The organism is Neotabrizicola shimadae, from assembly GCF_019623905.1.
In the GTDB taxonomy this organism is placed as follows: domain Bacteria; phylum Pseudomonadota; class Alphaproteobacteria; order Rhodobacterales; family Rhodobacteraceae; genus Neotabrizicola; species Neotabrizicola shimadae.
Window position 1 is genome coordinate 1,599,106 of record NZ_CP069370.1, and the last position, 26,808, is coordinate 1,625,913.

The following is a 26,808-nucleotide window of genomic DNA, read 5'->3' on the forward strand; positions in this document are numbered from 1 at the left end:
CGGGGCGATCTGCCTCACACCCCAAGCGCGCGGAACACTTTCGGCAATTCCTCGGGCAGGTCTTCGGCAATCAGCCCCGGCCCGAAACTTCGCGCACATTCCACATGCAGCCAGGCCGCGGTGCAGGCCGCGTCGAAGGGCGCAAAGCCACGCGCCAGAAGCCCGGCGATGAACCCCGCCAGCACATCGCCCGACCCTGCCGTAGCCAGCCAGGGCGCGGCCCGGTCGTAATGCGCCGAGTTGATGGCGCAGCGCCCGTCCGGCGCGGCAATCACCGTATCCGGCCCCTTGAACAAGACCACGCAGCCCGCCCGCGCCGCCGCCTCGCGCGTGGCATCGACCTTGGAATAGGCCGGCCCCCGCACTGCCGGAGCCTCCAGCTTAGCCGCGATGTCGGGGAACAGCCGCGCGAATTCCCCGGCATGGGGTGTCAGCACGCAGGTCTTGTGCAGGGCGTCGAACAACTCGGGCGAGCGTGACAGCATCGTCAGGGCATCTGCGTCCAGCACGACGGCCCGCGCCCCCCTCCCCTGACCCCTCCCCACAAGGGGGAGGGGAAGTCCTCCACTGGCATCCGTCCCGCGGGTCGGCAGATCATCTCGGCCCCCCTCCCCCTTGTGGGGAGGGGTTGGGGGAGGGGGGCACTCGGCCAGCCCCAAAGCCGCCGCCACCAGCCCCGCCTCGCGCTCCCCCATCCCCAGCCCCGGCCCGAGGCACAGCGCATTGATCCGCCGGTCCTCCAGCACCCGCGCCAGCACCTCGCCATCCGCCACCCCGCGCAGCATCACCGCATCCAGCCGCGCCGCATTCTCCGCCACCGCCTCGGGCGGGCAGCCCACCGTCACCAGCCCTGCCCCAATCCTCAGCGCCCCGCGCGCGGCCAGACGCCCTGCCCCGCCATGGCCGGGGGGACCGGATAGGACGAGGGCGTGGCCGTGAGAGAATTTGTGGGCTGGCGCAGATGGTTCAGGATTTCGCTTGGTCAGGGATGGACCCCAGATGTTCCATTCGGGTCGTTCCACGCGCTGGACGATTTGCCGCTGCCTCACTTGGCGTTCGTCCCAAGAATCAAGTTCTGGAACGTCGATCCCCAGATCGACGACGCGAAGTCGGCCGCCTGCGGCAGGAGCGCTGTCGAGGTAATGCCCGACTTTAGGAGCGTGGAAAGTAACCGTGAGATGCGCACCCATTTCCCCGCCCCATTCCTGCGAGGTTTCCAGCCGGCGACCGGAGTCCGCGTCCAACTCAGACGTAATATCGATAGCAACGATGTATGGCGGGCGGGTCTCGCCCGTCCACCAAAGCCCATCTCTCAGGAAGTGGTGATACTCATGATTAAGTGCCGCCGGAATTTCGAACCCGCGCGATAACCCGATGCCGAATATGGCGTCCACGACCACATCTGCCCTGTTGAAGTCGGCTGCCCTAATCCAACCCACCTCCCCCATCCCCCGCCACCGCTCGTAATTCACCCGCGCATCCGGCGGCAGCTTCTCGGCGTCCCCGTACAGGAACACCTCCACCCCCCACCCCCACTCCTTCAACAGCCGCGCCACGACAAACCCGTCGCCGCCGTTGTTGCCCGGCCCGCAGAGCACGACCGCCCGGAACGTCCCCGCCCGCAACTCCGGCCATTCCGCGAAGATCGCCTCGACCACGCCACGCCCCGCGCGCTCCATCAGCTCCAGTCCTGTGACCTCGCCATTGGCAATCGCCGCCTGTTCGATGGCGCGCATTTGGGCAGCGGTCAGCAGTTCTGTCATGGAGATGCCCATTCCGTTCGCAAACCGATGATCAATTCACCTGCTTGCATAAAATTTGTGCGACACCCCCGGAATCCCCGAAGGTCGCCGGTACGCCCCACCCTAGCCAATTGTCCCTTCCCGCGGGAAGTGGTCAGACGACAAGGGACGAAAGGCAGGGAGTCGCCCATGAAGAAGATCGAAGCGATCATCAAGCCCTTCAAGCTCGACGAGGTGAAGGAAGCGCTTCAGGAAGCGGGCATCCAGGGTCTGAGTGTCACCGAGGTCAAGGGCTTCGGCCGCCAGAAGGGCCATACGGAACTGTACCGCGGCGCGGAATATGTCGTGGACTTCCTACCCAAGGTGAAGATCGAGGTCGTCCTGTCGGACGACATGGTGGACACGGCGATCGAGGCGATCGTCGCGGCTGCCCGCACCGACAAGATCGGCGATGGCAAGATCTTCGTCAGCCCGGTCGAACAGGCCATCCGCATCCGCACCGGCGAGACCGGCGACGACGCCATCTAGGGCGCGGACGCCAAGAGGAATGCGCCCGGCTTGTGCCGGGCGAGAGGGAAACACCAGCGAAAGGCAGCATGATGAGCGCAGTGAAGGATGCTCTGAAACTGATGAAGGAAGAGGAGGTCGAATATGTCGACATCCGCTTCACCGACCCGAAGGGCAAGCTCCAGCACGTGACGCTGGTTGCCGATCTGGTCGACGAGGACCTGTTCGAGGAAGGCTTCATGTTCGATGGCTCGTCCATCGCCGGCTGGAAGTCGATCGACCAGTCCGACATGAAGCTGATCCTGGACCCGACCTCGGTCTACATCGACCCGTTCTATGCCGAAAAGACCATGTGCGTGCACTGCACCGTGGTCGAGCCCGACACGGGCGAGCCCTACTCGCGCGACCCGCGCGGCACGGCGCTCAAGGCGGAAGCGTACCTGAAGTCCTCGGGCATCGGTGACGCCGCCTACTTCGGCCCGGAAGCCGAATTCTTCGTCTTCGACGACGTGCGCTACTCGGTGCAGCCGAACAAGGTGTCCTTCCAGATCGACGCCGAAGACGCGGCCTGGAACACCGACACCGTGTTCGAGGGTGGCAACCTCGCCCACCGCGCCAACTACAAGGGCGGCTACTTCCCGGTGAACCCGGTGGATGCGGCGCAGGACCTGCGTTCGGAAATGCTGTCCACGATGAAGCGCATGGGCATGAAGGTCGACAAGCACCACCACGAGGTGGCGACCGCCCAGCATGAACTCGGGCTGATCTTCGGCGGGCTGACCCAGCAGGCCGACAACATCCTGAAGTACAAGTACGTGATCCACAACGTCGCGGCCGCCTACGGCAAGACCGTGACCTTCATGCCGAAGCCCATGAAGGGCGACAACGGCTCGGGGATGCACGTCAACATGTCGATCTGGAAGGACGGCAAGCCGCTCTTCGCGGGCGACAAGTATGCCGACCTCTCGCAGGAAGCCCTGTACTTCATCGGCGGCATCCTGAAGCACGCCAAGGCGCTGAACGCGATCACCAACCCGTCCACCAACTCCTACAAGCGCCTGATCCCCGGCTTCGAAGCCCCGGTTCTGCGCGCCTACTCGGCCCGCAACCGCTCGGGTTGCGTCCGTATTCCGTGGACGGAAAGCCCGAAGGCCAAGCGTGTGGAAGCCCGCTTCCCCGATCCGGCGGCGAACCCCTATCTGGCTTTCGCGGCACTGCTGATGGCCGGCCTCGACGGCATCAAGAACAAGATCGACCCGGGCCCCGCCTCGGACAAGGACCTCTACGACCTGCCGCCGGAAGAACTGGCGCAGATCCCGACGGTCTGCGGTTCGCTGCGTGAAGCCCTGGAAGAGCTGGAAAAGGATCACGACTTCCTGCTCGCCGGCGACGTCTTCACCAAGGACCAACTGGAAGGCTACATGGCGCTGAAGTGGGAAGAGGTCTATGCCTTCGAACACACGCCGCACCCGGTCGAGTACATGATGTACTATTCCTGCTGAGGGCACACACCCCGGCATCCGAAGGGCGCGCCTCGCGGTGCGCCCTTTTCATTCCAGTGCCGCCACCAGCGCGGCCATCAGCTCCGCCGGCATCACCACCAGCGCCGGCCCGGCCTCGACCGGCTTGCCGTACTTGGCCGACACCACGGCAACCAGACGCATCGCATCGCCCTGCCCCACCAGCACCGGCGCCCCGGACACGCCCGGCACGACGGTGCAATCCAGGACGGCCAGGGCTATATCGGCCCTGCTCACCCCACAGCCCTCGCGGATCGAGGGCCGCCACGCCCTGTCGCGTCCATAGGCCACTACGGCGACCGGGCCATGCGCGTCCCAGGGCGCCACCGTTATCGGCTCCACGTCTTTCACAGGCTCATCAAGCTCCAGAACCGCCAGATCCGCCACGTCGCCCCCAGGCGCAAAACCCGGCAGCACCGCGGTTCTCGCCACGCCCCGCAACGCCGCAAAGTCGGTCTGCCAAAGACCTGCCACGAAGCGGATCGACGCGGCCACGCTGCGCTGTCCGGTCACCGGGTTGAACAGGCAATGCGCCGCCGTCAGCACCAGCCGCTCGCTGACCAGCGTGCCCGTGCAACTGCGGTTGCCCGCAAGGTTCACCCGCCCCACGGCCCGATAGGCCAGTGCCTCTTCGGGCTCCAGCGCCCGCGCCTTTTCCTGCGCAGCCGCTTGCCCCGCAGAAGCGGCCCCTGCAAGCTGAACCAACATCCCCACGACAAGCAGAGCCACCTGCTTCCGCCAGGCTGGAAACACTTTGTTCAGGGGCTGCCCGATTTTTGCCACATTTCCGGCCGCCCCCTGCCACATTTTGGCAGCTTTCTTGCCATGCTGCGTCACATTCCTGCCCTTTTTTCTGCCTGCCGCCACAAGGGTGCCACATGTCTTTGCGAGTGCAAAAGCCGGTTCGTGCCCGGTCCCGGGCCATCACCCATCCTGACCGCCCCCCGATCTGGGCTGACGGTCGACAGCAACCTCCCTTCGACCTGAAGTCCTTTCTGCGCGTCTCGCTCGCCAATGCCCGTGCCTCGACAAAGCGCGGGCTGGAAGCGGGTGCCGAGCGCGCGGCCGCAGCCCGCAACACCATGCCGCGCCTCGCAGCCGGAACCCAGTCGCTTTGCAGCAGTGCCGCAAGATCGCTGTGCGCAGAAACGCCCGGCTTCGACGCCGACACGCAGGTGATCAGGGCAGTCCTGGCCGGAGCCTTCCCGCGCCCGGCCGCACCGACGCCGTCGCGGACTGTTTCGGACGACGATGCCACGCTGGCCGCCATCCGGGCCGTCCTTCGCGAGGATCAGGCAATCCATCGGCCCGCGCCCCAACCCTCCCCCAAGGCACCCCACGCGCCCGGCGGCGCACTGGCCCGTCTGGTCGCGACAGCCATGGTGATCGCGCTCCTGCCCTTCGGGGCCGCTGCCGCCCTCCACTCCCATCTCTCCGGCGAGGATCTCCGCCTTTCCCGTTGATTCGCGGACCCCGCGCCCAGAAGCCGCCCCAATGCTATGGGCGCCGCTTGGGCATTGTTCGCATTCATCCGATATCCTTGCACCGGGAGCCAATAATTGTCCCGTGCTGCCGAACAAGGGCAAGGCTGGGGCACCCAGCGTTCAACCGGTCGTCGCCAGGTTTCTGCCACATTTTCGCACCGATTCCGGTTGGCGCCCCCAGATTCTTCAAGTAATCAACCTGTCTAAATGGACAGGCTCCCGGGCGTCTCCCCACCAATTCCCTTCATTTTTCCTAAATTGAGCATCAACACGGCACATTTGCTCGGCAACTTGTGGATGAAGAACGCCCAAGGAGTCGAAACCATGAGCAGCAAAACTCCGAGCACGATTGCCCAGCTCCTCTTTTCGAGCGTCCCGACGAAGCCTTTCGCCGCCCTCGTGCGCGACCTCGACGCTGCGCTGGCCCGCATCGGCGGCGAACGTGAAACGACCTGGGACCACGACGACATCGTCTTCATGGACATGGACGGCACCCGTGTCGGAATGAGCTTTGCGGACGACCTCGACAACGGCCACGCCGCCTGCCTGACCATCTCGGTCGGCCCCGCGCCAACCGCTACCGGGCCCTTCGATCCGGACCGTCACGCCAGCCTGTGCGACCGTATTGCCAGCCGCGCCGCCCAAAGCCTCGGTGCCGACCAGGTGATCCACCATCGCGTGACCGAGCCCGTCACCGTGGATCTGATCGACGCGCTGATCGATGCCCTGCCGCCGGCGGAACGCAAGCCCGTGCCGCCCGAACCGGTGACGGAAGACCTGGTCGACCGCCTGCTGCGCCGCCACCCCTTCCCCGAAAAGACCGCCCAGGTCGCGCGCAAGGCCGCCCTGCGCACCAATGCCGCAAACGAGACCGCCACGCCGGATGTGCTGCCCGAGGCCGAACTGGTCATCGCGCCGCGCAAACCGACCGAGCCCCCCGCGGCAGCGGCCGCCGCCCCGGCTGCGGAATCAAAGCCCGAAGGCAAGGCCGCGCGCCGCCGCGCCCTGCGCCGGATCGAGGCCGCAGGCGCGGCCCCGGCGCCGAAGCACCGCCACGGCTCGGCCGAACTCGCCGGCCTTCGCGACGCGCTCTATGATCCTGCGGATGACGAAGACGGCCAAAGCAACGCACAGCGCATCGCCGCCATGACGATGAATGCCACGCTCACCATCGTCATGCCACCCGTGGGCGCCACACTGCTCGCCTCGGCCTGGCGCCAGGGGGTTGACCTGCGCACCTCGGCCCGCGCGATGGCCATTACCGGAGCCGTCTTCGGCTTTGCCCATGCCGCAGCCGCCGCCGACATCGTGACGCGCCTGCCGTTCTGACGCTTACAGCCCCGCGGCGGCCATGCAGTCGCGGGCCGCCGCATCCAGCCGCGCGATCTCGACCACATGGGTGTGGATCGAAAACAGCACCGCCCGCGTCTGCGGCAGACGCACCAGCACCTGGCGCTCCGACCGCAGGTAATCCCGCCGCACCGGTCTAGGCCGGCGCTGCCCCTCCAGCCGCGGCTGATGCAGCTCCGGGTCGTCATAGACCAGCGCGTTCCAGCGCTGCAGCGGCTGCTCGGGCCGGATCGCATCGAACAGGCGCTGAACCCGCTTCGCCACATCCTCCGTGTAATGCGTCACCGGCTCGTGAATCCGCACCATCGGCCGGCCCAGCTTTTCCGCCAGCGTCCAGCTGGCCGGAAAGCACAAGGCCGCGGCGACCAGCACCGCTTCCTCGCCCTCCTGCATCAGCAGGCACAGATCCTCCTGCACCAGGCGGCCCAGCACCCGCATCGGCGCCGCCCTGTCCAGCGGCACCGTCACGCCATCGGGCCGGGTGACCTCAGCCCCACCGACGGCATATCCTGGCACCGACCGCAGCTTTTCCAGCACCATCCCAAGCAGCTCCTCCGCCGCCGGCCGCGCCCGCTCCAGCATCCCCACCACCGCGTCGGGACGCTCTGCGATCAGCCGGTCGCGTTCGGCCATCTGGCCCGCAAAGGCATCGTCCACGCTCAGCCAGCTGCCGGGCTCGGCGGGAACGATCCCCGGCAAACGCCAGGTGCGCGGTTCCATCCAGGGGGCATAGGGAAGGCGGGATTGCAGGATCGGTTCGCTCATGCGCGCAGGCCTTAGCCAAAGCCCGATGGAAAGAAAACACCACCTCGGTTTCTTCTTTGCCCAGATACTCACGTCCCTCGCGGCCGCAGGCGCAGGTTTCCGACATGCGCCCGTCGCTAGAAGACGCGCCCCGCCCCTCCGAGCAGACCGATCCTGCCGCCAGCCAGGAGAACGCCATGACCGACTACCACCGCGACCGCCGCAAGATCGACCCGAGCCGCGGCGACCGCCTTGGCGACGGCAGCCCCAACGACAACGACCGGGTGGAAATCGGCCCGACGCAGCTTGCCTTCCGCGAGTTCCAGGCCGCAGGCCTAACGCCGCCCAACCTTGCCCGGATGCGGGAAAACCGCTGGAAACGCCTGACGCAAGCCCTGATCGACCGCGATTACGGCGGCCTTCTGATGTTCGACCCCCTGAACATCCGCTACGCGACCGACACCACCAACATGCAGATCTGGAACACCCACAACCCGTTCCGCGCCTGCCTTCTGTGCGCAGATGGCCACATGGTGATGTGGGAATACAAGAACTCGCCCTTTCTCGTGACCTTCAACCCGCTGGTGAAGGAACTCCGCTCGGGCGCCACCTTCTTCTACAACTCCACCGGCGACCGGGGCGAAGCGGCGGCCAAGGGCTTCGCCGCCCAGGTGGACGAGGTGATGCGCGCCCATGCCGGCACCAACCGCCATCTTGCGGTGGACAAGATCATGGTCCACGGGCTCCGCGCGCTGGAAGCCATCGGCTTCACCGTCGAGGAAGGCGAGGAAGTCACCGAACGCACCCGCGCCATCAAGACCCCCGACGAGATCCTCGCCATGCGCTGCGCCATGGTCGCCTGTCAGAACGCCGTGGCCGAGATGGAGGCGTTCACGCGGGACAACGTGCCGAAGGGCAATGTCAGCGAAGATGCGATCTGGGCCGAACTGCACGCCGGCAACATCCGCCGCGGCGGCGAATGGATCGAGACACGCCTCCTCGCCTCTGGCCCCCGCACCAACCCCTGGTTCCAGGAATGCGGCCCCCGCATCGTGCAGAACAATGAAATCGTCGCCTTCGACACCGACCTGATCGGCGCCTATGGCATCTGCATCGACATCTCGCGCACCTGGTGGGTGGGCGATGCGCGGCCCACCAATGCGATGATCTCGGCCTACGCCCATGCGCTCGACCACATCCGCGACCATCAGGCCCGGCTGAAACCCGGCGTGACGATCCGCGAACTTGTGTTCGAAGGCCACCAGTTGGACGACCGCTACTGGAAGCAGAAGTACTCCTGCAAGATGCACGGGGTCGGGCTTTGCGACGAATGGCCCTATGTCCACTACCCCGACGGCTGGATGGAAGGCGCCTTCGACGCCCATCTCGAACCCGGCATGGTCCTCTGCGTCGAGGCCCTGGTGTCGCCCGAAGGCGGCGACTTCTCGATCAAGCTGGAAGACCAGGTGCTGATCACCGAGACGGGATGCGAGAACCTGACAAGCTACCCGTTCGACGCGCGGCTCATGGGTGGGTAGGGTGCGTGCTTGCACGCACCGCTCCGCGCCTCACTCCGCCAAAAACCCGGCCGCCTTGTGGCTGCCATCGCAGTAGGGCTTGTTTTTCGACTGCCCGCAGCGGCAAAGCCAGGTCTGCGTCACCCGGTTCACCGTCCGGCCCGTGCCCGAGACGATCTCCAGATTGCCCACCACCTTCAGCGATCCATTCGGCTGCGGCTGCACGTCCACCGGCCCGTCCCGCACTTCAAGCGCAACGCTGTCCTTCGCGGCCGGCTCGCCCGTCGCCTCGAACCCTGCCGCCGCATGGCTGCCGTCGCAATAGGGCTTGGTCTTCGATGCCCCGCACCGGCACAGCGTGGCGCGCATTCCGGCCGGTTCGCCCCGCACCAGGATCGGCGCTTCCAGGGCCAGCGGCCCGTTCTCGCGCACGCGCAGCGTGTTCACCACCGGCGCCACTTCGGACCCCGCTTCGCCATCATTGCGGCTGACCCGGATCGCGCCGGACGGGCAGTTGAAGCCAAGGCGCAGCACGGCCTCTGCCGGAGCGGCATCGGGGAAGATCCACTCCCCCTTGACGTTGGGCACAAAGACCTTGGGATTTCCCAGCACGCAGTTGCGCGAATGCACGCATTTCGACCCGTCGAAGGTCACCGTCACCTCGCGGCCCTTCACCACCTCGACCATCCTGGCTCTCCTGCTACCGATCCGTCGTGGCGCCAGACTGGCATGGAACGCGCGGGCCGCAAACGGGTTTCAGAGGTCCACGTAAACCCCTTCGCGCACCCCGCCCGGTCCCGTCAGCCACAGATGCGCCCGGTCCACCCGAACGGTCCCGCAGTCCTCCGGCCCGCCCGCCTGCCAGCAGAGCCGGTCGCCCTCGACCCGCCAGCTTCCCCATTGGGCCGCCCCGCCCCCCGTCTCCACGAGCAGCGTGCCATCCTGCCGGAAGCCCATCGTCACACCCTCCACAACGATGGTCCGCGCCGCGAAGGCCGCTGCCAACGCCTCGCCCTGCAGGGCCTCCTGCGCCATCGCCGCGCCCGCCAGCCCCAGTGTCGCCGCCCAGACCCACCGCATTGCCGCAGCCATCCCTTGCACCCTTCCCCCAAGCCTTCTAAGGGCTGGCGCGAGCCCAAGCCAGCAGAAGGACGCCGCCATGATCCCGCGTTACTCCCGCCCCGAGATGGTGGCGATCTGGTCGCCCGAAACGAAGTTCCGCATCTGGTTCGAGATCGAGGCCCATGCCTGCGACGCGCAGGCCGCACTTGGCGTCATCCCCAAGGAAAACGCCGAGGCCGTCTGGAAGGCCCGCAACATGACCTTCGACGTCGCCCGCATCGACGAGATCGAGGCCGTGACCAAGCACGACGTCATCGCCTTCCTCACCCACCTGGCCGAACTGATCGGCCCCGACCAGGCCCGCTTCGTCCACCAGGGCATGACCTCGTCGGATGTGCTGGACACCACCTTCAGCGTCCAGCTCGCCCGCGCCGCCGACCTGCTGCTCATCGGCATGGACCGCGTTCTGGCCGCCTTGAAGGCCCGCGCCTTCGAACACAAGGACACCGTCCGCATCGGCCGCAGCCACGGCATCCACGCCGAACCCACCACGATGGGCCTCACCTTCGCCCGTTTCCACGCCGAAATGGCGCGCGGCCGCGCCCGCCTGGTGAACGCGCGCGCGGAAATCGCAACCGGCGCCATCTCCGGCGCGGTCGGCACCTTCGCCAACATCGACCCCGCGGTCGAGGAACATGTCTGCGCCCAGATGGGCCTGACCCCCGAACCCATCTCCACCCAGGTCATCCCGCGCGACCGCCACGCCATGTTCTTCGCCACGCTTGGCGTCATCGCCTCCAGCATCGAGAACATCGCCACCGAAATCCGCCACATGCAGCGCACCGAGGTGCTGGAGGCCGAGGAATACTTCTCCCCCGGCCAGAAGGGCTCTTCGGCCATGCCGCACAAGCGCAACCCCGTGCTGACGGAAAACCTCACCGGCCTCGCGCGTCTCGTCCGCTCTGCCGTCACCCCGGCGCTCGAAAACGTGGCGCTCTGGCACGAACGCGACATCAGCCATTCCTCGGTCGAACGCGCCATCGGTCCCGATGCCACGGTCACGCTGGATTTCGCCCTGCACCGGCTGGCGAATGTCATCGAAAGGCTCGTGGTTTACCCCGAAAACATGATGCGGAACATGAACAAGTTCCGCGGCCTGGTGATGAGCCAGCGCGTGCTGCTCGCCCTCACCCAGGCCGGCGTCAGCCGCGAGGATGCCTACCGCCTCGTCCAGCGCAACGCGATGAAGGTCTGGGAACAGGGCGCCGACTTCAAGTCCGAGCTTCTGGCCGATCCGGAAGTCACCGCCGCCCTCTCCCCCGCCGAGATCGAGGAAAAGTTCGACTTGGGCTACCACACCAAGAACGTGGACCGCATCTTCGCCCGGGTCTTCGGCGAAAGCTGATCGCATATCCGTGATCGGACCATGGTCCGGTCACGGATGATTCCCCCCTTGCCGCGGCGTCAATCGTGCTACCCTCCCATCAGACAGGAGGATCAGATGCAGCTTGCCCGCTTCCGCCACCCGCTTCTCGCCGCCGTCCTCGCCATTCTGCCCGCCGGCGCCTTCGCCGTGGGCTCCGATGACAGCAGCCCGCCGACCCAGACGCAAACCACCACCGTCTGCCCCAAGGGCCAGGTCTGGAGCGACAAGCTCAAGGCCTGCACCATGCCCGAGGATTCGCGCCTCGACGACGACACCCGCTTCCGCGCCGTGCGCGAACTCGCCTGGGCCGGCCGCCCCGATGATGCGCTCGCCGTCCTCGCCACCATGACCGAGGGGGACACTGACCGCGTGCTCACCTATCGCGGCTTTGCCCTGCGCAAGTCCGGCAACCTGGAAGGCGGCCTCGCCGCCTATGAGGCCGCGCTGAAACAGAACCCCGACAACATCCTCGCCCGCAGCTATTTCGGCCAGATGCTGGTCGAGATGAACGAGGTGCAGCTTGCCAGCCTGCAGCTCGACGAAATCCGCGCCCGCGGCGGCGCGGGCACCTGGGCCGAACAGGCGCTGGCCACGGCCATTGCCACCGGCGTCACCTACAGCTTCTGAACAACCCGATACCGACCAACCCGAAGGAGGACGACGATGAAAAAACGCCTGACCCTTGCCGCCCTCGCCCTGACCCTGGCGCCCGGCTTCGCTTTCGCCATGTGCTCGGGCCACGAGGTCAAGCAGGAAAGCGCCTCGGCCTGCCCCGCCGACCAGGTGTGGAACGCGGAAACCGGCACCTGCATGAAGACGACCAGCTAGGCTTCAGCGCCGGTTAACCTGCGCGGCCCCAGTCTTTCCGCATCGGGAATCAGGGGGTCCAGATGAACGCGGAAACCGGCATCCAACTTGCGCGCATCGCTCCAGCCCCGGCTGCGCGTCCTTTCCCTCCGGCGCCCCCATCGCCGGGGGGCCCCCGCCTTCTTTCGCCTCGCGAAAAGGCCGCCGTCATCGTGCGGCTCCTGCTGGCCGAAGGGGCCACCCTGCCGCTGGCCACATTGCCAGAACACATGCAGGCTGCCCTTGCCGAACAGATCGGCCAGATGCGTCTGGTCGATCGCATCACCCTTGGCGCCGTGGTCGACGAATTCCTGAATGAGTTGGAACAGGTCGGCCTTGCCTTCCCTGGCGGGATCGAAGGCGCGCTTGGCATGATGGATGGCCATATCAGCACCACCGCCGCCAACCGCCTGCGCCGCCTCGCCGGGGCCTCGTCCAAGGCCGATCCCTGGGACCGGCTCACCAACCTTGCCACCGACCGCCTGCTTCCGGTGATCGAGGCGGAAAGCACCGAAATCGCCGCGGTCATGCTGTCCAAGCTGCCCGTCCCCAAGGCGGCCGAGCTTCTGGGCAAACTGCCCGGCGACCGCGCCCGCCGCGTGGCCTATGCCGTGTCGATGACCGGCAATGTCGATCCCGAAACCGTGCGCCGCATCGGCGCCTCGCTGGTGGCCCAGCTCGATGCCATCCCGCCCCGCGCCTTCGAAACCGGCCCCGTCGAACGGGTCGGCGCCATCCTGAATGTCTCCCCGGCCCAGACCCGGGATGAGGTGTTGAAGGGCCTGGCCGAAGCCGACACCGATTTCGCCGAACAGGTGCGCCGCGCGCTCTTCACCTTCGGCCATATCCCCGAACGGCTCCTGCCGCGCGATGTGCCCAAGGTTTTGCGCCAGCTTGACCAGCTCACGACCGTGACCGCGGTTGCCTGGGCGCAGCGCCAGCCCGATCTTGCGCCGGTGGCCGACTTCATCCTCGAAAACATCTCGCAGCGCCTGGCCGAGGCACTGCGCGAGGAAATGGCCGCCCGTGGCCGCGTCAAGGAGCGCGAGGGCGAAGAGGCGACGAATGCCGTCGTCATGGTCATTCGCCAGCTGGAGGGCGCGGGCGAACTCGTCCTGCGCCGGGACGAGGACTAGGGGCGAAAATCCCCTTCTTCTGTTCTCAAATATCCTCGGGGGGAGGACCCGGCCAAAGCCGGGGCCGGGGGCGGAACGCCCCCCAGGCTCCGCCGCGGCTCTGGCCGCGGCGGAGAGACAGGTCTTGCGCGGCCCGAAGGCCGCGCGCCGCCTGATCATCCGCCGGCGAAGTCCCGGACACGGGGCAAAGCCTGCCTTGCCCTTGCCCCGGCTCGCCCCTAGGGTCGCGCCCCATCATGACCCGCTTCGCCGCCCTTTCGCCAACCACCCGTGGCATCCTGCTGCTCCTCCTCGCTGTCGTGCTCTTCACCGCGATGGATGCGGCGGCAAAGGGCCTTGTCGCGCGGTATCCGGCGCCGCTTGTGGTCTGGGCACGGTTTGTCGGCCAGCTTGTCATCGTGATGCTCCTCTTGCGCGGCCGCGCCGTGACCTACGCCCGCACCCGCTATCCGGCGATGCACTTCTTCCGCGCCCTGACGGCCATCGGATCCACCTTCTTCTTCTTTGCCAGCCTCAACCACATCGGCCTGGCCGAGGCGACGGCATTGGGCGACGTGAACCCCGTGCTCATCACCCTTGGCGCCGCCGTCTTCCTGGGCGAAAGGCTTGGGCCCGCCCGCCTCTTCTGCGTAATGCTGGCGGCGCTTGGCGCGCTGGTCGTGGTGCGCCCCGGCGCCGAGGTCTTCACCTGGGCGGCACTCCTGCCGCTGGCCTCGGCCGCCTCCTATGCCATCAACGCGCTTCTCACCCGCGCCATCGGCCCGCGCGAACCCGCCTGGACACCGATGCTCCTCGGCGCGCTGATCGCCACCGCGCTCGCCAGCCTGGCCCTGCCCTGGTACTGGCAGCCGATCGCACTGGCCGACCTTGGCCTTTTCCTGGTGCTCGGCGCGCTTGGCACCGCGGCCCAGCTCTGCATCATCCGCGCCTTCTCGCAGGCCGAGGCGATGGTGCTGGCCCCCTTCGGCTATGCCGGCACGGTCTTCGCCACGCTTTGGGGCATCCTGTTCTTCGGCGAATTCCCGGATATCACCACGATCCTCGGCGCCGGTCTGATCGTCTCGGCCGGCATCCTCCTGTGGCGGTCCGAGGCGCGAACCGTTCCGGCGGCGGCCTGACATGGCGCGCCGCAAGCCCCGCGACGAGGATGCGCCGCCCACCCTTCGGGACCGGCTCGCCTATGGCATCCTCGCCACCCTTCTGGCGGGCCTTCTCCTCCTGCCCTACCGCAGCCGCGTGCGCCTTGGCGGCTGGCTCTCGGCCCGCGTCGGCTCACCGCTCTTTCGCATCCCCGCCCTGATCCGCCAGAACCTCACCCGCAGCCTGCCGGACCTCTCCGAACACGAGATCGGCCGCCTGGTGCACGAAGTCTCCGACAACACGGGCCGCACCATGGTGGAACTGGCCTCGGGCCGCGACTTCCTGGCCCAGGCCGCCAAGGCGCGCGTGACAGGCGCGGGCCTCGACGCCGTCCTGGCCGCCCACGCCGCGGGCCGGCCCGTCATCCTCGTCTCGGGCCATTTCGGCAGCTACGACGTGCCGCGCGCCCATCTCGCCTCGCGCGGGATCCAGGTCGGCGGCATCTACCAGCCGCCCTTGAACCCCCTGATCCACGACCGCTACCGCCGCCTGATCTCGGTCTTCGGCAGCCCGGTCTTCCCCCGCGGCCGCCGCGGCACGGGCGGATTGGTCAAGCACCTCAAATCCGGCGGCATGGCAGGGATGCTGGTGGACTGGCACCTGAAACAGGGCGCCGAACTGCGCTTCTTCGGCCGCCCCGCGCTCACCGCGCTTTCCGCCGCCGAACTCGCGCTGAAATACGATTGCCTCGTGGTCCCGGTCTATGGCCTGCGCCGCGAAGACGGCCTCAGCTTCGATCTGGTGGTCGAGGACCCGATCCCCCACACCACCCCCGAAGCCATGACCCAGGCCCTGAACGACAGCCTCGAAGCCATGGTCCGCCGCCATCCCGGCCAGTGGTTCTGGGGCCAGCGCCGCTGGAAATCCGACGACCAGCGCCTCGCCCGCGAAGCCGCAGGCTAATCCGCCCGCGCCGCCGCCAGCACCCCCGCCGGCCCCGCCGCCTGCACGATCACCGCCGCCCGCTCGGGCCCCGCCACCTCGGCCTCGACCTCATAGGGGGCGGCACCGTCCCACTCTCCCAGCACCGTCCAGCTTGTCACGATGTTGCGATAGGTCACCGTCTTGCCGGCATTCTCGCCCCGCTCGATGGTCACCGTCTTCTCGGGCAGATAGCGCACCAGCTGCACCCGCGCCGGCCCCGCCAGCGGCGCCGCCGCTTCGGCCCGCACCACCAGCCGGTTGCCCGTCCGCGTCGCCGCCAGCGTCACCGGCTGCGCAACGGCGTTGTGCTTCTGCACCAGCCCCTCCACCACGGCGGGCTGGCTGCCCTCCACCCGGTCCAGCCCCCCCACCACGATCTGCGGCGTATAGATCATCCGGCTGCCCACCGCACGGGCATAGGCCTTCTGCCGCTCAGTGAACTGGGGCTTGGCAAAAGCATCGGCCCAACCGATGTAATCCCAGTAATCCACATGCAGCGACAGCGCGATCACGCCCGGATCCTCGACCAGCCGCTCCATGAAGGCATCCGCCGGCGGACAGGAGGAACACCCCTGCGAGGTGAACAGCTCCACCACAACGGGCGACTGTGCCTGGGCCGCTAGCGCAAGCCCGATCCACAGCCCACAGGCTGCGCCGATCACATCCTTCATCTGGTCAGTCCCGTTCCCCAAGGCTGCCTCGTTCTACCAACGCCCGAAGCCCGCCCGCCAATCAAGGTTTTGCGAGCCTCGCCCCCCGTGTCCCCGCGACAACGCGGCGCGCACTTGCACGAATGCCGCACTGGCGTTTCGGCATACAATTGCATACATTGGCGCCAGAGCTTGCCGATTCCCCATTCGCACACCATGCTGCACTGCGGAAAATCCGGCACGCCAAACCGTCGCCGCAAGCCACGCCAGAGGAGCCCCGCATGACCGTCACCGTCGGACATGACAGCGCCAAGACCCGCAAGACCTTGTCTGCGGGCGGCCAGACTGTCGCCTATTATTCCATCCCCGCCGCCGAAGCCGCGGGGCTCGGCGATTTCTCGAAGCTCCCGGCCTCGCTGAAGGTCGTGCTGGAAAACATGCTGCGCTTCGAGGATGGCAAGACCGTCACCGTCGATGACATCAGGGCCTTCGCCGACTGGGCCAAGATGGGCGGCAAGAACCCCATCGAAATCGCCTACCGCCCCGCCCGCGTGCTCATGCAGGACTTCACCGGCGTCCCCGCCGTGGTGGACCTCGCCGCCATGCGCGACGGCATCATCGGCCTTGGCGGCGATGCGCAGAAGATCAACCCGCTGAACCCGGTCGATCTGGTCATCGACCACTCGGTGATGATCGACGAATTCGGCACCCCCCGCGCCTTCCAGCTGAACGTGGAGCGCGAATACGAACGCAACATCGAGCGTTATGTCTTCCTGAAATGGGGCCAGAAGGCGTTCAACAACTTCCGCGTCGTGCCCCCCGGCACCGGCATCTGCCACCAGGTCAACCTGGAATACCTGGCCCAGACCGTCTGGACCGACACCGACCAGAACGGCGAGATGGTCGCCTACCCGGATACCCTCGTCGGCACCGACAGCCACACCACCATGGTCAACGGCCTCGCCGTCCTCGGTTGGGGCGTCGGCGGCATCGAGGCCGAGGCCGCGATGCTGGGCCAGCCCGTCTCCATGCTCATCCCGGAAGTCGTGGGCTTCAAGCTCACCGGCCGCATGATGGAAGGCACCACCGCCACCGACCTCGTGCTCAAGGTCGTGCAGATGCTGCGCAAGAAGGGCGTGGTCAACAAGTTCGTGGAATTCTACGGGCCGGGCCTCGACCACCTGCCGCTCGCAGACCGCGCCACCATCGCCAACATGGCCCCCGAATACGGCGCGACCTGCGGCTTCTTCCCCATCGACAATGAAACCCTGCGCTACCTGCGCAACACCGGCCGCGAAGAATCGCGTATCGCCCTGGTCGAAGCCTATGCCAAGGCCAACGGCATGTGGCGCGGGGACGATTACGAACCCGTCTACACCGACACGCTGCACCTCGACATGGGCGACATCGTGCCGGCGATCTCGGGCCCGAAACGCCCGCAGGACTACACGCCGCTGAACCTCGCCGCCCGTGCCTTCTACAAGACGGTCGCCGAGTATCGCGGCATGGATGCCAGCGTCGCGGCGCAGGACATGGCCGAAGAAGGCGGCGGCGTCATAACCGCCGATCAGGATGCCCGCAAATCCGCCCCGGTCGAGGGCAAGGACTTCACCATCCGCGACGGCTCGGTGGTGATCGCGGCCATCACCTCCTGCACCAACACCTCGAACCCCTATGTGATGATCGGCGCCGGCCTCGTGGCCCGCAAGGCGCGCGCGCTCGGCCTCACCCGCAAGCCCTGGGTCAAGACCTCGCTCGCCCCCGGATCCCAGGTGGTCGAGGAATACCTCAACGCTGCCGGCCTGCAGGAAGACCTGGATGCCCTCGGCTTCAACCTTGCCGGCTTCGGCTGCACCACCTGCATCGGCAACTCGGGCCCGCTCGGCGATCCGGCGATCTCCAAGGCGATCAATGACAACGACCTTGTTGCCACCGCCGTGCTGTCGGGCAACCGCAACTTCGAAGGCCGCATTTCTCCGGATGTGCGCGCCAACTACCTGGCCTCGCCGCCGCTCGTCGTGGCCTATGCGATCGCGGGCGACGTGAACATCAACCTGACCAAGGACCCCATCGGCACGTCAAAGGACGGCAAGCCGGTCTACCTGAAGGACATCTGGCCGACCAACCAGGAAGTCGCGGAACTGGTGGAGGCGACCGTCACCCGCGCCGCCTTCCAGAAGAAATACGCCGACGTGTTCAAGGGCGATGCCCGCTGGCAGGCGGTCGAAACCACGGACAGCCAGACCTATGACTGGCCGCCGACTTCCACCTATATCCAGAACCCGCCCTACTTCCGCGGCATGGCCAAGACCGCCGGCAAGATTTCGGACGTGAAGGATGCCCGCATCCTCGCGGTGCTGGGTGACATGATCACCACCGACCACATCTCGCCCGCGGGATCGTTCAAGCCCACCACCCCCGCCGGCAAGTATCTGACCGAACGTCAGGTCGCGCCCCGCGACTTCAACTCCTATGGCGCCCGCCGCGGCAACCACGAAGTGATGATGCGCGGCACCTTCGCCAACATCCGCATCAAGAACGAGATGCTGGATGGTGTCGAAGGCGGCTACACCAAGGGACCGGATGGCCAGCAGACCTCGATTTTCGATGCCTCGATGGCCTATCAGGCCCAGGGCACGCCGCTGGTGATCTTTGGCGGGGTCGAATACGGCGCCGGCTCCTCGCGCGACTGGGCGGCCAAGGGCACGGCCCTTCTGGGGGTCAAGGCGGTCATCGCCGAGAGCTTCGAACGTATCCACCGGTCGAACCTCGTCGGCATGGGCGTCATCCCGTTCGAGTTCCTGCCCGGTGAAAACCGCAAGACCCTTGGCCTCAAGGGCGACGAGACGGTGACGATCGAAGGGCTGGAAGGCGACCTGAAGCCCTTGTCGCTGGTGCCCTGCACCATCACCTATGCCGATGGCTCGAAGAAGACGATCCAGATCAAGTGCCGCATCGATACGGCCATCGAGATCGAATACGTCGAAAACGGCGGCGTGCTGCACTACGTTCTGCGCAACCTCGCCGCTTCCTGATCCCTGCGCCCCAGGCCCCGGCAATCCTGCCGGGGCCTTCGCACCCTTGACGTCACGTCAACTCCCGCCTCCTTGACGCAGATCAAGGCGCCGCGACCCGCTCGGCGCAGTCTGGTGCTGCGTTCCGCATAGGCGGCGCCCCGTCCGCCCTTCGGATCGTTCCAGTCCCGCCACCCGCCGCGACGGCGGCGCCGGTGCGGCGGACATCGCAAAGGAGGCGCATATGACAGCCAAAATCCCTGTCCCCCATGACAGCATCGCCCGTTCGCTCGAGGCCTTCCGGCAACAGGAAGGCGCAGATCATGTTCAGGACGTGCCGCATGACGACGGCCCCTTCCACGTCGGCGATGACGTGGCAACCACCTGCGGCCATGTCGCCGGCGTCATCGTGGCGCTCCACGGCAACGAGGCGCTGATCTCCTGGTCCTATCGCGGCAAATCGACCGAAACGCTGGACCATCTGGTCCACATTCCGCACGAACCGGCCGAATAGGCCAGGCGCGGTTGCGAAGCCTGCGCCCAGGCTTCTCCGCAACCTTGGCAAAGCGTTAAGTCCAAGTTAAAGTGGTCACGCAAGTTATTGATATCGTTCGATCCGATGAAGCGTCCGAGCTCGGACGCTATTGCCCGTCCCAGGGCTTTCGGATCGCCGCCGAGTATTCCACCCCAGTGGCCGGCAAGGGCCCGAACACCGGCAGCCGCGCCCTCTCCTGGATCTCGGCCGGCGTCAGACCCGGCGCCAGCACCCCCCGGTCATGCAGGTACTCCCACAGCTTGCCCGACAGGATGATCCGCCAGTCCAGCGGAATCCGGTCCCCCAGATGCCGCACGATCCGGAACGGCACCGTGGTACAGTTCTCGGTCAGGGTATTGTACCACTGAGGCTGCTCGGCCAGCCCGTTGCCAAAATCCACGAACCCCCGGAACAACGCCTCCTTCTGCGCCGGCTCCAGCGTCAGAGGATAAAGCGACACCGTCTCCCGCCGCACGTCGGTCCTCACGTGGATCACGTCCCTCTCGTCGGCCGCGATCAGGATCAGCGGAAACTCCCGAACAAAGCCGCCAAGCGTGGAATAGACCTGCCCCTCCCGGCGCCGGATCTCGCTGGAGAAAGCCACGTGCTGCCCGTCCTCGAACCCGAAGGACAGCATGGTATGGGCGATCAGCGGATTGCCCCAGACCGACGTGAACACATCCACCGACACGACCTTCCGCGGATCGACCGTCCGCGCCTCCCAACGCGGAACGAAGTCCTCCTCCGAGGTCCAGCTGAAGTTCCGCACATTCTCCAGCGTGATGGTCCCATCGGCATTCTCGGTCGCCGTCACCCCATGCGCCAGCTCCGGCGCCCAGTCCGCTTCATGGGGAACCGGCACGAAGGCCCACCACAACTGCCCGAGCAGGATGCCCGCAATCGACAGGGCCACCAGCCGCTGCCAACGCAGCCCCGCGACAAAGGCCAGCGCGGCAAAGCCCGCCGCCCCGATCGTCAGCTGCGCCACACGCAGCGTCCAGCCGTCGAGATGAACCCCCACCGCAAGCCAGAACCAGAACAGAGTGACCCCGGCCGCAAGCGCGCCGACCAGCACCATGAAAAGCCGGAAGGTGGCCGCGATCATTCCGCCGCCACCCGCCGTGGCTTCAGCATGTCCTTCAGGTAACGTCCGGTATGGCTGCGCTCATTCGTCGCCACTTCCTCGGGCGTCCCGGTGGCCACGATCTCGCCCCCGCCATCGCCGCCTTCGGGTCCAATGTCGATGATCCAGTCCGCAGTCTTGATGACATCAAGGTTGTGCTCGATCACCACCACCGTATTGCCCTGCTCCACCAGTTCGTGCAGCACCTCCAGAAGCTTGCGCACGTCCTCGAAATGCAGGCCGGTGGTCGGCTCGTCCAGGATGTACAGTGTCCGCCCCGTCGCACGGCGCGACAACTCCTTCGAAAGCTTCACCCGCTGCGCCTCGCCGCCCGAAAGCGTGGTGGCCTGCTGGCCGACCTTGATGTAACCAAGACCCACTTGACACAGCGCATCCATCTTCTCGCGGATCGCGGGCACGGCGGCGAAGAAGTCCTGCGCATCTTCACAAGTCATCTCAAGAACATCCGCTATGCTCTTGCCTTTGAACCTGATTTCGAGAGTCTCGCGATTGTAGCGGTGGCCCTTGCAGGTTTCGCAGGTCACATAGACATCCGGCAGGAAGTGCATTTCGATCTTGATGACGCCGTCACCCTGGCACGCCTCGCAGCGACCGCCCTTCACGTTGAAGCTGAAGCGACCCGGCTGATAGCCGCGCGCCTTGGCTTCGGGCAGACCGGCGAACCAGTCGCGGATCGGCGTGAAGGCCCCGGTGTAAGTGGCCGGATTTGAACGTGGAGTCCGCCCGATGGGCCTTTGGTCGATGTCGATGACCTTGTCGAGATGCTCGAACCCCTTGATCGTTTCGCAGGGCGCCGGCGTCTCATGAGCGCCATTGAGCCGCATCGCGGCAGTCTTGAACAGTGTCTCGATGGTCAGCGTGGACTTGCCACCGCCGGAGACGCCCGTGACGCAGACGAACTTGCCCAAAGGGAAATCCGCTGTCACATTCTTCAGGTTGTTCCCTGAAGCCTTTACCACCGTGAGCTTTTTCCCGCTTCCCTTACGCCGTTCTCGCGGAACGACGATCTGGCGGGTGCCCGAAAGATACTGGCCGGTCAGGCTGGCCGGGTCGGCGGCGATTTCTGCAGGCGTGCCCTTGGCCACGACCTGTCCGCCATGCACACCGGCGCCGGGGCCCATGTCGAAGACGTAGTCCGCCTCACGGATGGCATCTTCGTCATGTTCCACCACCAGAACCGAATTGCCCTGGTCGCGCAGGTTCTTCAACGTGGTCAGAAGCCGGTCATTGTCGCGCTGGTGAAGGCCGATCGAGGGTTCGTCCAACACGTACAAAACTCCGGTCAAGCCCGATCCGATCTGGCTGGCCAAGCGGATTCTCTGGCTTTCGCCACCTGAAAGCGTGCCGGCGGCGCGCGCCATTGTCAGGTAGTCGAGGCCAACATTCACAAGGAATCCAAGGCGCTCGCCGATCTCCTTCAGGATGGCGCGCGCGATTTCGTTCTTCTGGTTGGTCAGGCTTTCGGGCACCGTACCGACCCAGGCATAAGCCTCCTTGATGGACATCTGGACCACTTGGCCGATGTGCAGCCCGGCGATCTTGACCGCCAGCGCTTCGGGCTTCAGGCGGTAGCCATGGCAGGTGCCGCAGGCGCGGTTGTTCTGATACCGCTCCATCTCCTCGCGCGACCATGCACTATCGGTCTCGCGGTAGCGGCGTTCCATGTTGGGAATGACGCCTTCGAAAACGCGGCTGACCTGGTAGATCCGACCACCCTCGTCATAACGGAACTCGATCTCCTGCCCCTTGGAGCCATAGAGGAAGAGGTGCTGCACCTCTTCGGGCAGGTCCTTCCACTTCTTCTTCTTGTCGAAGCCATAGTGCTTGGCCAGCGCCTCGACCGTCTGGGTGAAGTAGGGGCTTTTCGACTTCGACCACGGCGCGATGGCGCCTTGCAACAGGGTCAGGTTCTGGTCGGGGACGACCAGCCGTTCATCGAAGAACAACTCTACCCCAAGGCCGTCGCAGGCAGGGCAAGCGCCGAAAGGAGCGTTGAACGAGAACAGGCGCGGCTCGATCTCGGGGATGGTGAAGCCGGACACCGGGCAGGCGAAGTTCTCGGAATAGGTGATGCGCTCGCCTTCCCCCTCCGAAGGCGCGGTTTCGATGATCGCGATGCCGTCAGCCAGGTTCAGCGCCGTGCGGAAACTGTCGGCCAGCCGCGTTTCCAGCCCCTCTCGGACGACGATGCGGTCGACCACCACGTCGATGTTGTGGCGGAACTTCTTGTCCAGAATGGGCGGGTCGTCCAGATCATGGAAGGCGCCGTTCACCTTGACGCGCTGGAAGCCCTGCTTGCGCAGTTCCAGGAATTCCTTCTTGTACTCGCCCTTGCGGTCGCGGACGATGGGCGCCAGCAGATAGGCGCGCGTGCCTTCCGCCATCCGCATCACCGCATCCACCATGTCTTGCACCTGCATCGCCTCGATCGGCAGGCCCGTAGCCGGGGAATAGGGCGTGCCGACGCGGGCGAACAGCAGGCGCAGATAGTCATAAATCTCGGTTACCGTGCCGACGGTCGAGCGCGGGTTCTTCGAGGTGGTCTTCTGTTCGATGGAAATGGCCGGGCTTAGGCCGCTGATATGGTCCACATCCGGCTTGCCCATCATGTCCAGGAACTGGCGGGCATAGGCGGAAAGCGATTCGACATACCGGCGCTGGCCTTCCGCATAGATCGTATCGAAAGCCAACGAGGACTTGCCCGATCCCGAGAGGCCGGTGATCACCACGAACTGGTCGCGCGGGATGTCGAGGTCCACGCCTTTCAGATTGTGTTCGCGCGCGCCGCGCACCTCGATGAACTTCTGTTCGGCCATGTTGCGCCCCCGGTCAGCGCACAAGAGATAGGTCATCCGTGGCGAGTCTCCAACCGAAAATAGTGAACAAGGGGTGAACATTGTCCGATGTCGCCCGCCGATACGTCGGTGACTGTGCCGGTCGCCCGGATTCCGGGGCGGTCAATGCGGGGCGAGCACTCTTTACATATTCTGCTTTTCGCATATATTGCCGGCACAACCCAGCTTGTCCGAGGAACCCTTCGATGTTCAACTTTCTCCGCCCCTCTGCCCCGGCTGCCCGCCTGACCGTCAAGGATGCCGCAGACCGTCTGTCGCGGGGAGATCTTGTCATTGTGGATGTCCGAGAGACCGGCGAGGTTCGCGCCTCGGGCATGGCGAAGGGTGCGATCAACATCCCCGTGGCGCTTCTGTCGATGCGGGCCGACCCGAGGCATCCGGACCACGACAAGCGACTCGACCCGTCGAAGGCCGTGGCGCTTTACTGCGCTTCGGGCGCAAGGTCGGGCATGGCCGCGCAGCTGCTGCAGCGCCTTGGCTATGGCGAGGTCTACAACCTTGGCGGCCTGGGGGATTGGGTGAAGGGCGGCGGGGCAGTCAGCCGCTGACCGCACGGCGCCGCGCCTGCACCGCGTGGATGGCGATGCCAAGGGCGGAAAAGCCGAGGATGAAAAGGCCAAGGCCGGTCAAACCCGCCTTGACGAGCAGGAATGCCAGAAGCGGCGTGCCGGTGGTGGTGCCAAGGTTGCCAAGCTGGGCAATTGCCCCCGACGCCCCTGCCCGGTCGGCGTCAGAGGTGTTCAGTTGCGCAATCGCGGCGAAACTTGCCCCCTGAACCAGACCAAGCGCCCCAGCCAGCATCAATGCCCCCGTAAGTTCCGCCCAACCCACGCCCCAGCCCAGAACCAGGGCCAAACCGCCGACCAGAGCCGCTGCAAATCCCGTCTGCACCACGCGGACGGCCGACATGCGGCCCAACAGCCAGACACCCAGGCTGAGCGAAACGGCAATCGAGACCAGCGGCATCGCAACGCCGACGGCCTGGCCCCAGCCTTCGCTGACAGCGCCAGGCAACAGCGTCAGCAGCGCGACATAGGTGACCGTATAGCAGACAAAGCCTGTCGCCGGCGCCGCGATACGGGGCGAGGCGTAGATTTCCATGTGCCGGCGCAGCCAGCCACCAGGCACAGGCGGAGCCTTCGCCGGATCGCGCGGCATCAGCACCGCCAGGATGACAGCCATCGCCAGCATCCAGCCCGCATGGGCCAGGAACAGCGCCGAAGGCCCCGCAGCCCCAACCAGCGGCGGGGCAACCGCGAAGAGTACGGCGTAGGTCAGCCCAAAGAAGGTGGACCACAGCGACAACGCCAGCCCCTGCCGCGCCGGAGGCGCAACAGCGGCAATCGCCGTGGGGCCTACCACTACGATGGCCAGATGCGAAACACCCTCAAGCACGCGGCTTGCCATCATCACGCCAAAGGGCGGAAACCACGACTGAACCACGCTGACCGCCGCGCCGAGCACCAAAGCCGCAAGCATGGCCCGGCGCGGCCCGATGCGGGTCACCAGGATGCCGGCGGTGGTGCCGAAGACCAGCCCCACCATGCCCACGACGGAGACCATAAGCGCAATACCCACCCCGGCTTGGTCGGGATAGGCAGCCCCAAGCACATCATACAGAACGGAAATCTTGCCGAACTGCGCCGCCGCACCCAGACCGGCAGCCCAGATCGCCATAACGGTCAAGGCCGCGCGCATGAAAGCCTCTTCACCTTCGTCTAGGTACGCCAGCACACCGTCGCACGAGCACCGTGCAACACCCCTGCCCAGGCTTTCTGTCGGATGCCGGCGCGTCAGATATGCAATGCCCGGCCGTAAGCGTCCAGTACGGCTTCGTGCATCATCTCGGACATCGTGGGATGCGGGAAGACCGTTTCCATCAGTTCAGCCTCGGTCGTTTCCAGCGTGCGGCCGATGACGTAGCCTTGGATCATTTCGGTCACTTCCGCGCCGATCATGTGTGCGCCCAGAAGCTCGCCGGTCTTGGCATCGAAAACGGTCTTCACAAGGCCCTCGGCCTCGCCCATGGCAATCGCCTTGCCGTTGCCGATGAAGGGGAAGCGCCCGACCTTCACGGTATAGCCGGCTTCCTTGGCCTTGGCCTCAGTCAGGCCGACACTCGCCACCTGCGGATGGCAATAGGTGCAGCCCGCGATGGAGTTGGGCTTGATCGGGTGCGGATGCCGGCCCGCGATGAGCTCGGCCACCATCACACCTTCATGGCTGGCCTTGTGGGCAAGCCAGGGCGCCCCGGCAATGTCGCCGATGGCGTAAAGCCCCTCAACGCCGGTCCGGCAGTATTCGTCGGTCACCACATGGGTCCGGTCGATCTTCACGCCAAGCGTTTCCAGACCCAGGTTCTCGACATTGCCGACGATCCCCACGGCCGAGATGACCGTGTCGAACTCCATCGTCTCGACCTTGCCGTTCGATTCGATATGGGCCGTCACCCCTACGCCCGGCTTGCGGTCCAGCTTCTTGACCGCCGCCTTCTCCAGGATTTTCATACCCTGCTTGGCGAAGCTCTTCTTTGCGAAGGCCGAGATCTCGGCATCTTCCACCGGCAGGATGCGATCCATCACCTCGACAACCGTGACATCCGCACCGAGCGTATTGAAGAAGCTGGCGAATTCGATGCCGATTGCGCCTGACCCGATGACCAGAAGCTTCTTCGGCATCCGTTTGGCCACCAGCGCGTGCTTGTAGGACCAGACCAGATCGCCGTCCGCCTCCAGCCCCGGCAGTTCGCGCGCCCGCGCGCCTGTCGCCAGGATGATCCCCGGGGCGGTCAACTCCTCGGTGCCCTTGTCGGTCTTGACGCTGACGCGGCCCTTCGCGGGCAGCGTGGCCTCGCCCATCACCACGGTGACCTTGTTCTTCTTCATCAGGTGGCCGATGCCGGAAGACAGCTGCTTGGCCACTGTCCGCGACCGGGCGACGACCGCGGGAAGGTCATAGCCGATGCCGTCAGCCTTCAGACCGAATTCCTTGGCGCGGTGCATCAGGTGAAAGACTTCGGCACTGCGCAACAGTGCCTTGGTCGGGATGCAGCCCCAGTTCAGGCAGATGCCGCCCAGATGCTCGCGCTCGACGATGGCGACGTTCTTGCCCAGTTGCGCGGCCCGGATTGCGGCAACATAGCCGCCCGGCCCCGCTCCGATCACCACGACGTCGAATTCCCTGGCAGCCATGCTTCCCTCCCTCGGCGAAAC

General features: G+C 66.1%; 24 protein-coding genes. 14 read left to right on the forward strand and 10 right to left on the reverse strand.

The features are described from left to right. Positions 1-14 precede the first annotated feature (14 nt). Positions 15-1,763: an NAD(P)H-hydrate epimerase gene (locus tag JO391_RS07725; protein WP_220663872.1), complete on the reverse strand. Its 1,749-nt coding sequence runs from the start codon at positions 1,761-1,763 to the stop codon at positions 15-17. A 168-nt stretch (positions 1,764-1,931) separates the two neighbouring features. Between JO391_RS07725 and JO391_RS07730 the strand changes: the two genes are divergently transcribed. Both JO391_RS07730 and glnA read left to right on the forward strand, forming a co-directional pair. Further along, positions 1,932-2,270, forward strand: coding sequence for a P-II family nitrogen regulator (locus tag JO391_RS07730; protein ID WP_220663874.1), 339 nt, complete (start codon positions 1,932-1,934; stop codon positions 2,268-2,270). A gap of 71 nt (positions 2,271-2,341) precedes the next feature. Next, entirely contained in the window at positions 2,342-3,751 is a 1,410-nt protein-coding gene (glnA, locus tag JO391_RS07735; RefSeq protein ID WP_310795069.1) for a type I glutamate--ammonia ligase, read from the forward strand. Positions 3,752-3,799: 48 nt separating this feature from the next. On the opposite strand, the gene JO391_RS07740 is transcribed toward glnA, so the two are convergent. Then, positions 3,800-4,498, reverse strand: a complete 699-nt coding sequence (locus tag JO391_RS07740; RefSeq protein ID WP_220663877.1) for a trypsin-like serine peptidase — start codon at positions 4,496-4,498, stop codon at positions 3,800-3,802. 161 nt (positions 4,499-4,659) lie between these two features. On the opposite strand from JO391_RS07740, the gene JO391_RS07745 reads away from it, so the two are divergent. Further along, entirely contained in the window at positions 4,660-5,232 is a 573-nt protein-coding gene (locus tag JO391_RS07745; protein WP_220663878.1) for a hypothetical protein, read from the forward strand. Between the two features lie 345 nt (positions 5,233-5,577). Further along, positions 5,578-6,582, forward strand: a complete 1,005-nt coding sequence (locus JO391_RS07750; protein WP_220663879.1) for a hypothetical protein — start codon at positions 5,578-5,580, stop codon at positions 6,580-6,582. Positions 6,583-6,585: 3 nt separating this feature from the next. On the opposite strand, the gene JO391_RS07755 is transcribed toward JO391_RS07750, so the two are convergent. Further along, positions 6,586-7,368: a heme-dependent oxidative N-demethylase family protein gene (locus JO391_RS07755; protein WP_220663880.1), complete on the reverse strand. Its 783-nt coding sequence runs from the start codon at positions 7,366-7,368 to the stop codon at positions 6,586-6,588. Positions 7,369-7,544: 176 nt separating this feature from the next. Here JO391_RS07755 and dddP point away from each other — a divergent pair, with 176 nt between their 5' ends. Beyond that, positions 7,545-8,885, forward strand: coding sequence for a dimethylsulfonioproprionate lyase DddP (dddP, locus tag JO391_RS07760; RefSeq protein WP_220663881.1), 1,341 nt, complete (start codon positions 7,545-7,547; stop codon positions 8,883-8,885). 30 nt (positions 8,886-8,915) lie between these two features. Here the strand turns inward: dddP and JO391_RS07765 are convergent, their stop codons facing one another. Both JO391_RS07765 and JO391_RS07770 read right to left on the reverse strand, forming a co-directional pair. Then, complete coding sequence (locus tag JO391_RS07765; RefSeq protein ID WP_220663882.1) at positions 8,916-9,551, reverse strand: CDGSH iron-sulfur domain-containing protein; 636 nt, start codon at positions 9,549-9,551, stop codon at positions 8,916-8,918. A gap of 69 nt (positions 9,552-9,620) precedes the next feature. Beyond that, positions 9,621-9,956, reverse strand: coding sequence for a hypothetical protein (locus tag JO391_RS07770; RefSeq protein WP_220663883.1), 336 nt, complete (start codon positions 9,954-9,956; stop codon positions 9,621-9,623). Between the two features lie 67 nt (positions 9,957-10,023). Here JO391_RS07770 and purB point away from each other — a divergent pair, with 67 nt between their 5' ends. The 6 genes from purB (at position 10,024) to JO391_RS07800 (ending at position 15,377) form a co-directional block, all read left to right on the forward strand. Continuing rightward, positions 10,024-11,331, forward strand: coding sequence for an adenylosuccinate lyase (purB, locus tag JO391_RS07775; RefSeq protein ID WP_220663885.1), 1,308 nt, complete (start codon positions 10,024-10,026; stop codon positions 11,329-11,331). A gap of 96 nt (positions 11,332-11,427) precedes the next feature. After that, positions 11,428-11,979: a tetratricopeptide repeat protein gene (locus JO391_RS07780; RefSeq protein ID WP_220663887.1), complete on the forward strand. Its 552-nt coding sequence runs from the start codon at positions 11,428-11,430 to the stop codon at positions 11,977-11,979. 36 nt (positions 11,980-12,015) lie between these two features. Beyond that, positions 12,016-12,180 (forward strand): adenylosuccinate lyase, encoded by a 165-nt coding sequence (locus JO391_RS07785; protein ID WP_220663889.1) that lies wholly within the window; start codon positions 12,016-12,018, stop codon positions 12,178-12,180. Between the two features lie 62 nt (positions 12,181-12,242). Next, a complete protein-coding gene (locus JO391_RS07790) occupies positions 12,243-13,334 on the forward strand; it encodes a flagellar motor switch protein FliG (protein WP_220663891.1) in 1,092 nt (363 codons plus the stop codon). Positions 13,335-13,570: 236 nt separating this feature from the next. Then, positions 13,571-14,452 carry a DMT family transporter gene (locus JO391_RS07795; protein ID WP_220663893.1) on the forward strand — a complete coding sequence of 294 codons (882 nt, stop codon included), beginning with the start codon at positions 13,571-13,573 and terminating at the stop codon, positions 14,450-14,452. Between the two features lies 1 nt (position 14,453). Further along, the gene (locus JO391_RS07800; RefSeq protein WP_220663895.1) at positions 14,454-15,377 is read left to right on the forward strand and encodes a lysophospholipid acyltransferase family protein; all 924 of its coding nucleotides are present in this window, start codon (positions 14,454-14,456) and stop codon (positions 15,375-15,377) included. Here the strand turns inward: JO391_RS07800 and JO391_RS07805 are convergent. Then, positions 15,374-16,069 (reverse strand): DUF1223 domain-containing protein, encoded by a 696-nt coding sequence (locus tag JO391_RS07805; protein ID WP_220663897.1) that lies wholly within the window; start codon positions 16,067-16,069, stop codon positions 15,374-15,376. The genes JO391_RS07800 and JO391_RS07805 overlap by 4 nt on opposite strands. Positions 16,070-16,329: 260 nt before the next feature. On the opposite strand from JO391_RS07805, the gene acnA reads away from it, so the two are divergent. Continuing rightward, a complete protein-coding gene (gene acnA, locus JO391_RS07810) occupies positions 16,330-19,083 on the forward strand; it encodes an aconitate hydratase AcnA (RefSeq protein WP_220663899.1) in 2,754 nt (917 codons plus the stop codon). Between the two features lie 223 nt (positions 19,084-19,306). Further along, a complete protein-coding gene (locus tag JO391_RS07815) occupies positions 19,307-19,576 on the forward strand; it encodes a hypothetical protein (protein ID WP_220663900.1) in 270 nt (89 codons plus the stop codon). A gap of 127 nt (positions 19,577-19,703) precedes the next feature. Here JO391_RS07815 and JO391_RS07820 read toward each other — a convergent pair whose 3' ends face one another. Both JO391_RS07820 and uvrA read right to left on the reverse strand, forming a co-directional pair. Continuing rightward, the gene (locus JO391_RS07820; protein ID WP_220663901.1) at positions 19,704-20,702 is read right to left on the reverse strand and encodes an Lnb N-terminal periplasmic domain-containing protein; all 999 of its coding nucleotides are present in this window, start codon (positions 20,700-20,702) and stop codon (positions 19,704-19,706) included. Continuing rightward, positions 20,699-23,557 carry an excinuclease ABC subunit UvrA gene (uvrA, locus tag JO391_RS07825; protein ID WP_220664487.1) on the reverse strand — a complete coding sequence of 953 codons (2,859 nt, stop codon included), beginning with the start codon at positions 23,555-23,557 and terminating at the stop codon, positions 20,699-20,701. The genes JO391_RS07820 and uvrA overlap by 4 nt, the downstream gene beginning before the upstream one ends. A 224-nt stretch (positions 23,558-23,781) precedes the next feature. Between uvrA and JO391_RS07830 the strand changes: the two genes are divergently transcribed. Further along, on the forward strand, positions 23,782-24,144 hold the full coding sequence (locus JO391_RS07830; protein WP_220663902.1) for a rhodanese-like domain-containing protein: 363 nt from the start codon (positions 23,782-23,784) through the stop codon (positions 24,142-24,144). On the opposite strand, the gene JO391_RS07835 is transcribed toward JO391_RS07830, so the two are convergent. Continuing rightward, positions 24,134-25,294, reverse strand: coding sequence for an MFS transporter (locus JO391_RS07835; protein ID WP_220663903.1), 1,161 nt, complete (start codon positions 25,292-25,294; stop codon positions 24,134-24,136). The genes JO391_RS07830 and JO391_RS07835 overlap by 11 nt on opposite strands. 95 nt (positions 25,295-25,389) lie before the next feature. After that, positions 25,390-26,787, reverse strand: a complete 1,398-nt coding sequence (gene lpdA / locus JO391_RS07840; RefSeq protein ID WP_220663904.1) for a dihydrolipoyl dehydrogenase — start codon at positions 26,785-26,787, stop codon at positions 25,390-25,392. Positions 26,788-26,808 lie beyond the last annotated feature (21 nt).

Coding starts and splice junctions, on each gene's coding strand:
- purB (WP_220663885.1), top strand. CDS start 10,024: ATGATCCCGCGTTACTCCCGCCCCGAGATGGTGGCGATCTGGTCGCCC.
- acnA (WP_220663899.1), top strand. CDS start 16,330: ATGACCGTCACCGTCGGACATGACAGCGCCAAGACCCGCAAGACCTTG.
- JO391_RS07725 (WP_220663872.1), bottom strand. CDS start 1,763: ATGACAGAACTGCTGACCGCTGCCCAAATGCGCGCCATCGAACAGGCG.
- JO391_RS07730 (WP_220663874.1), top strand. CDS start 1,932: ATGAAGAAGATCGAAGCGATCATCAAGCCCTTCAAGCTCGACGAGGTG.
- JO391_RS07795 (WP_220663893.1), top strand. CDS start 13,571: ATGACCCGCTTCGCCGCCCTTTCGCCAACCACCCGTGGCATCCTGCTG.
- JO391_RS07820 (WP_220663901.1), bottom strand. CDS start 20,702: ATGATCGCGGCCACCTTCCGGCTTTTCATGGTGCTGGTCGGCGCGCTT.
- JO391_RS07805 (WP_220663897.1), bottom strand. CDS start 16,069: ATGAAGGATGTGATCGGCGCAGCCTGTGGGCTGTGGATCGGGCTTGCG.
- JO391_RS07830 (WP_220663902.1), top strand. CDS start 23,782: ATGTTCAACTTTCTCCGCCCCTCTGCCCCGGCTGCCCGCCTGACCGTC.
- dddP (WP_220663881.1), top strand. CDS start 7,545: ATGACCGACTACCACCGCGACCGCCGCAAGATCGACCCGAGCCGCGGC.
- JO391_RS07815 (WP_220663900.1), top strand. CDS start 19,307: ATGACAGCCAAAATCCCTGTCCCCCATGACAGCATCGCCCGTTCGCTC.
- glnA (WP_310795069.1), top strand. CDS start 2,342: ATGAGCGCAGTGAAGGATGCTCTGAAACTGATGAAGGAAGAGGAGGTC.
- JO391_RS07800 (WP_220663895.1), top strand. CDS start 14,454: ATGGCGCGCCGCAAGCCCCGCGACGAGGATGCGCCGCCCACCCTTCGG.
- JO391_RS07790 (WP_220663891.1), top strand. CDS start 12,243: ATGAACGCGGAAACCGGCATCCAACTTGCGCGCATCGCTCCAGCCCCG.
- JO391_RS07750 (WP_220663879.1), top strand. CDS start 5,578: ATGAGCAGCAAAACTCCGAGCACGATTGCCCAGCTCCTCTTTTCGAGC.
- JO391_RS07780 (WP_220663887.1), top strand. CDS start 11,428: ATGCAGCTTGCCCGCTTCCGCCACCCGCTTCTCGCCGCCGTCCTCGCC.
- JO391_RS07755 (WP_220663880.1), bottom strand. CDS start 7,368: ATGAGCGAACCGATCCTGCAATCCCGCCTTCCCTATGCCCCCTGGATG.
- JO391_RS07835 (WP_220663903.1), bottom strand. CDS start 25,294: ATGCGCGCGGCCTTGACCGTTATGGCGATCTGGGCTGCCGGTCTGGGT.
- uvrA (WP_220664487.1), bottom strand. CDS start 23,557: ATGGCCGAACAGAAGTTCATCGAGGTGCGCGGCGCGCGCGAACACAAT.
- lpdA (WP_220663904.1), bottom strand. CDS start 26,787: ATGGCTGCCAGGGAATTCGACGTCGTGGTGATCGGAGCGGGGCCGGGC.
- JO391_RS07785 (WP_220663889.1), top strand. CDS start 12,016: ATGAAAAAACGCCTGACCCTTGCCGCCCTCGCCCTGACCCTGGCGCCC.
- JO391_RS07770 (WP_220663883.1), bottom strand. CDS start 9,956: ATGGCTGCGGCAATGCGGTGGGTCTGGGCGGCGACACTGGGGCTGGCG.
- JO391_RS07765 (WP_220663882.1), bottom strand. CDS start 9,551: ATGGTCGAGGTGGTGAAGGGCCGCGAGGTGACGGTGACCTTCGACGGG.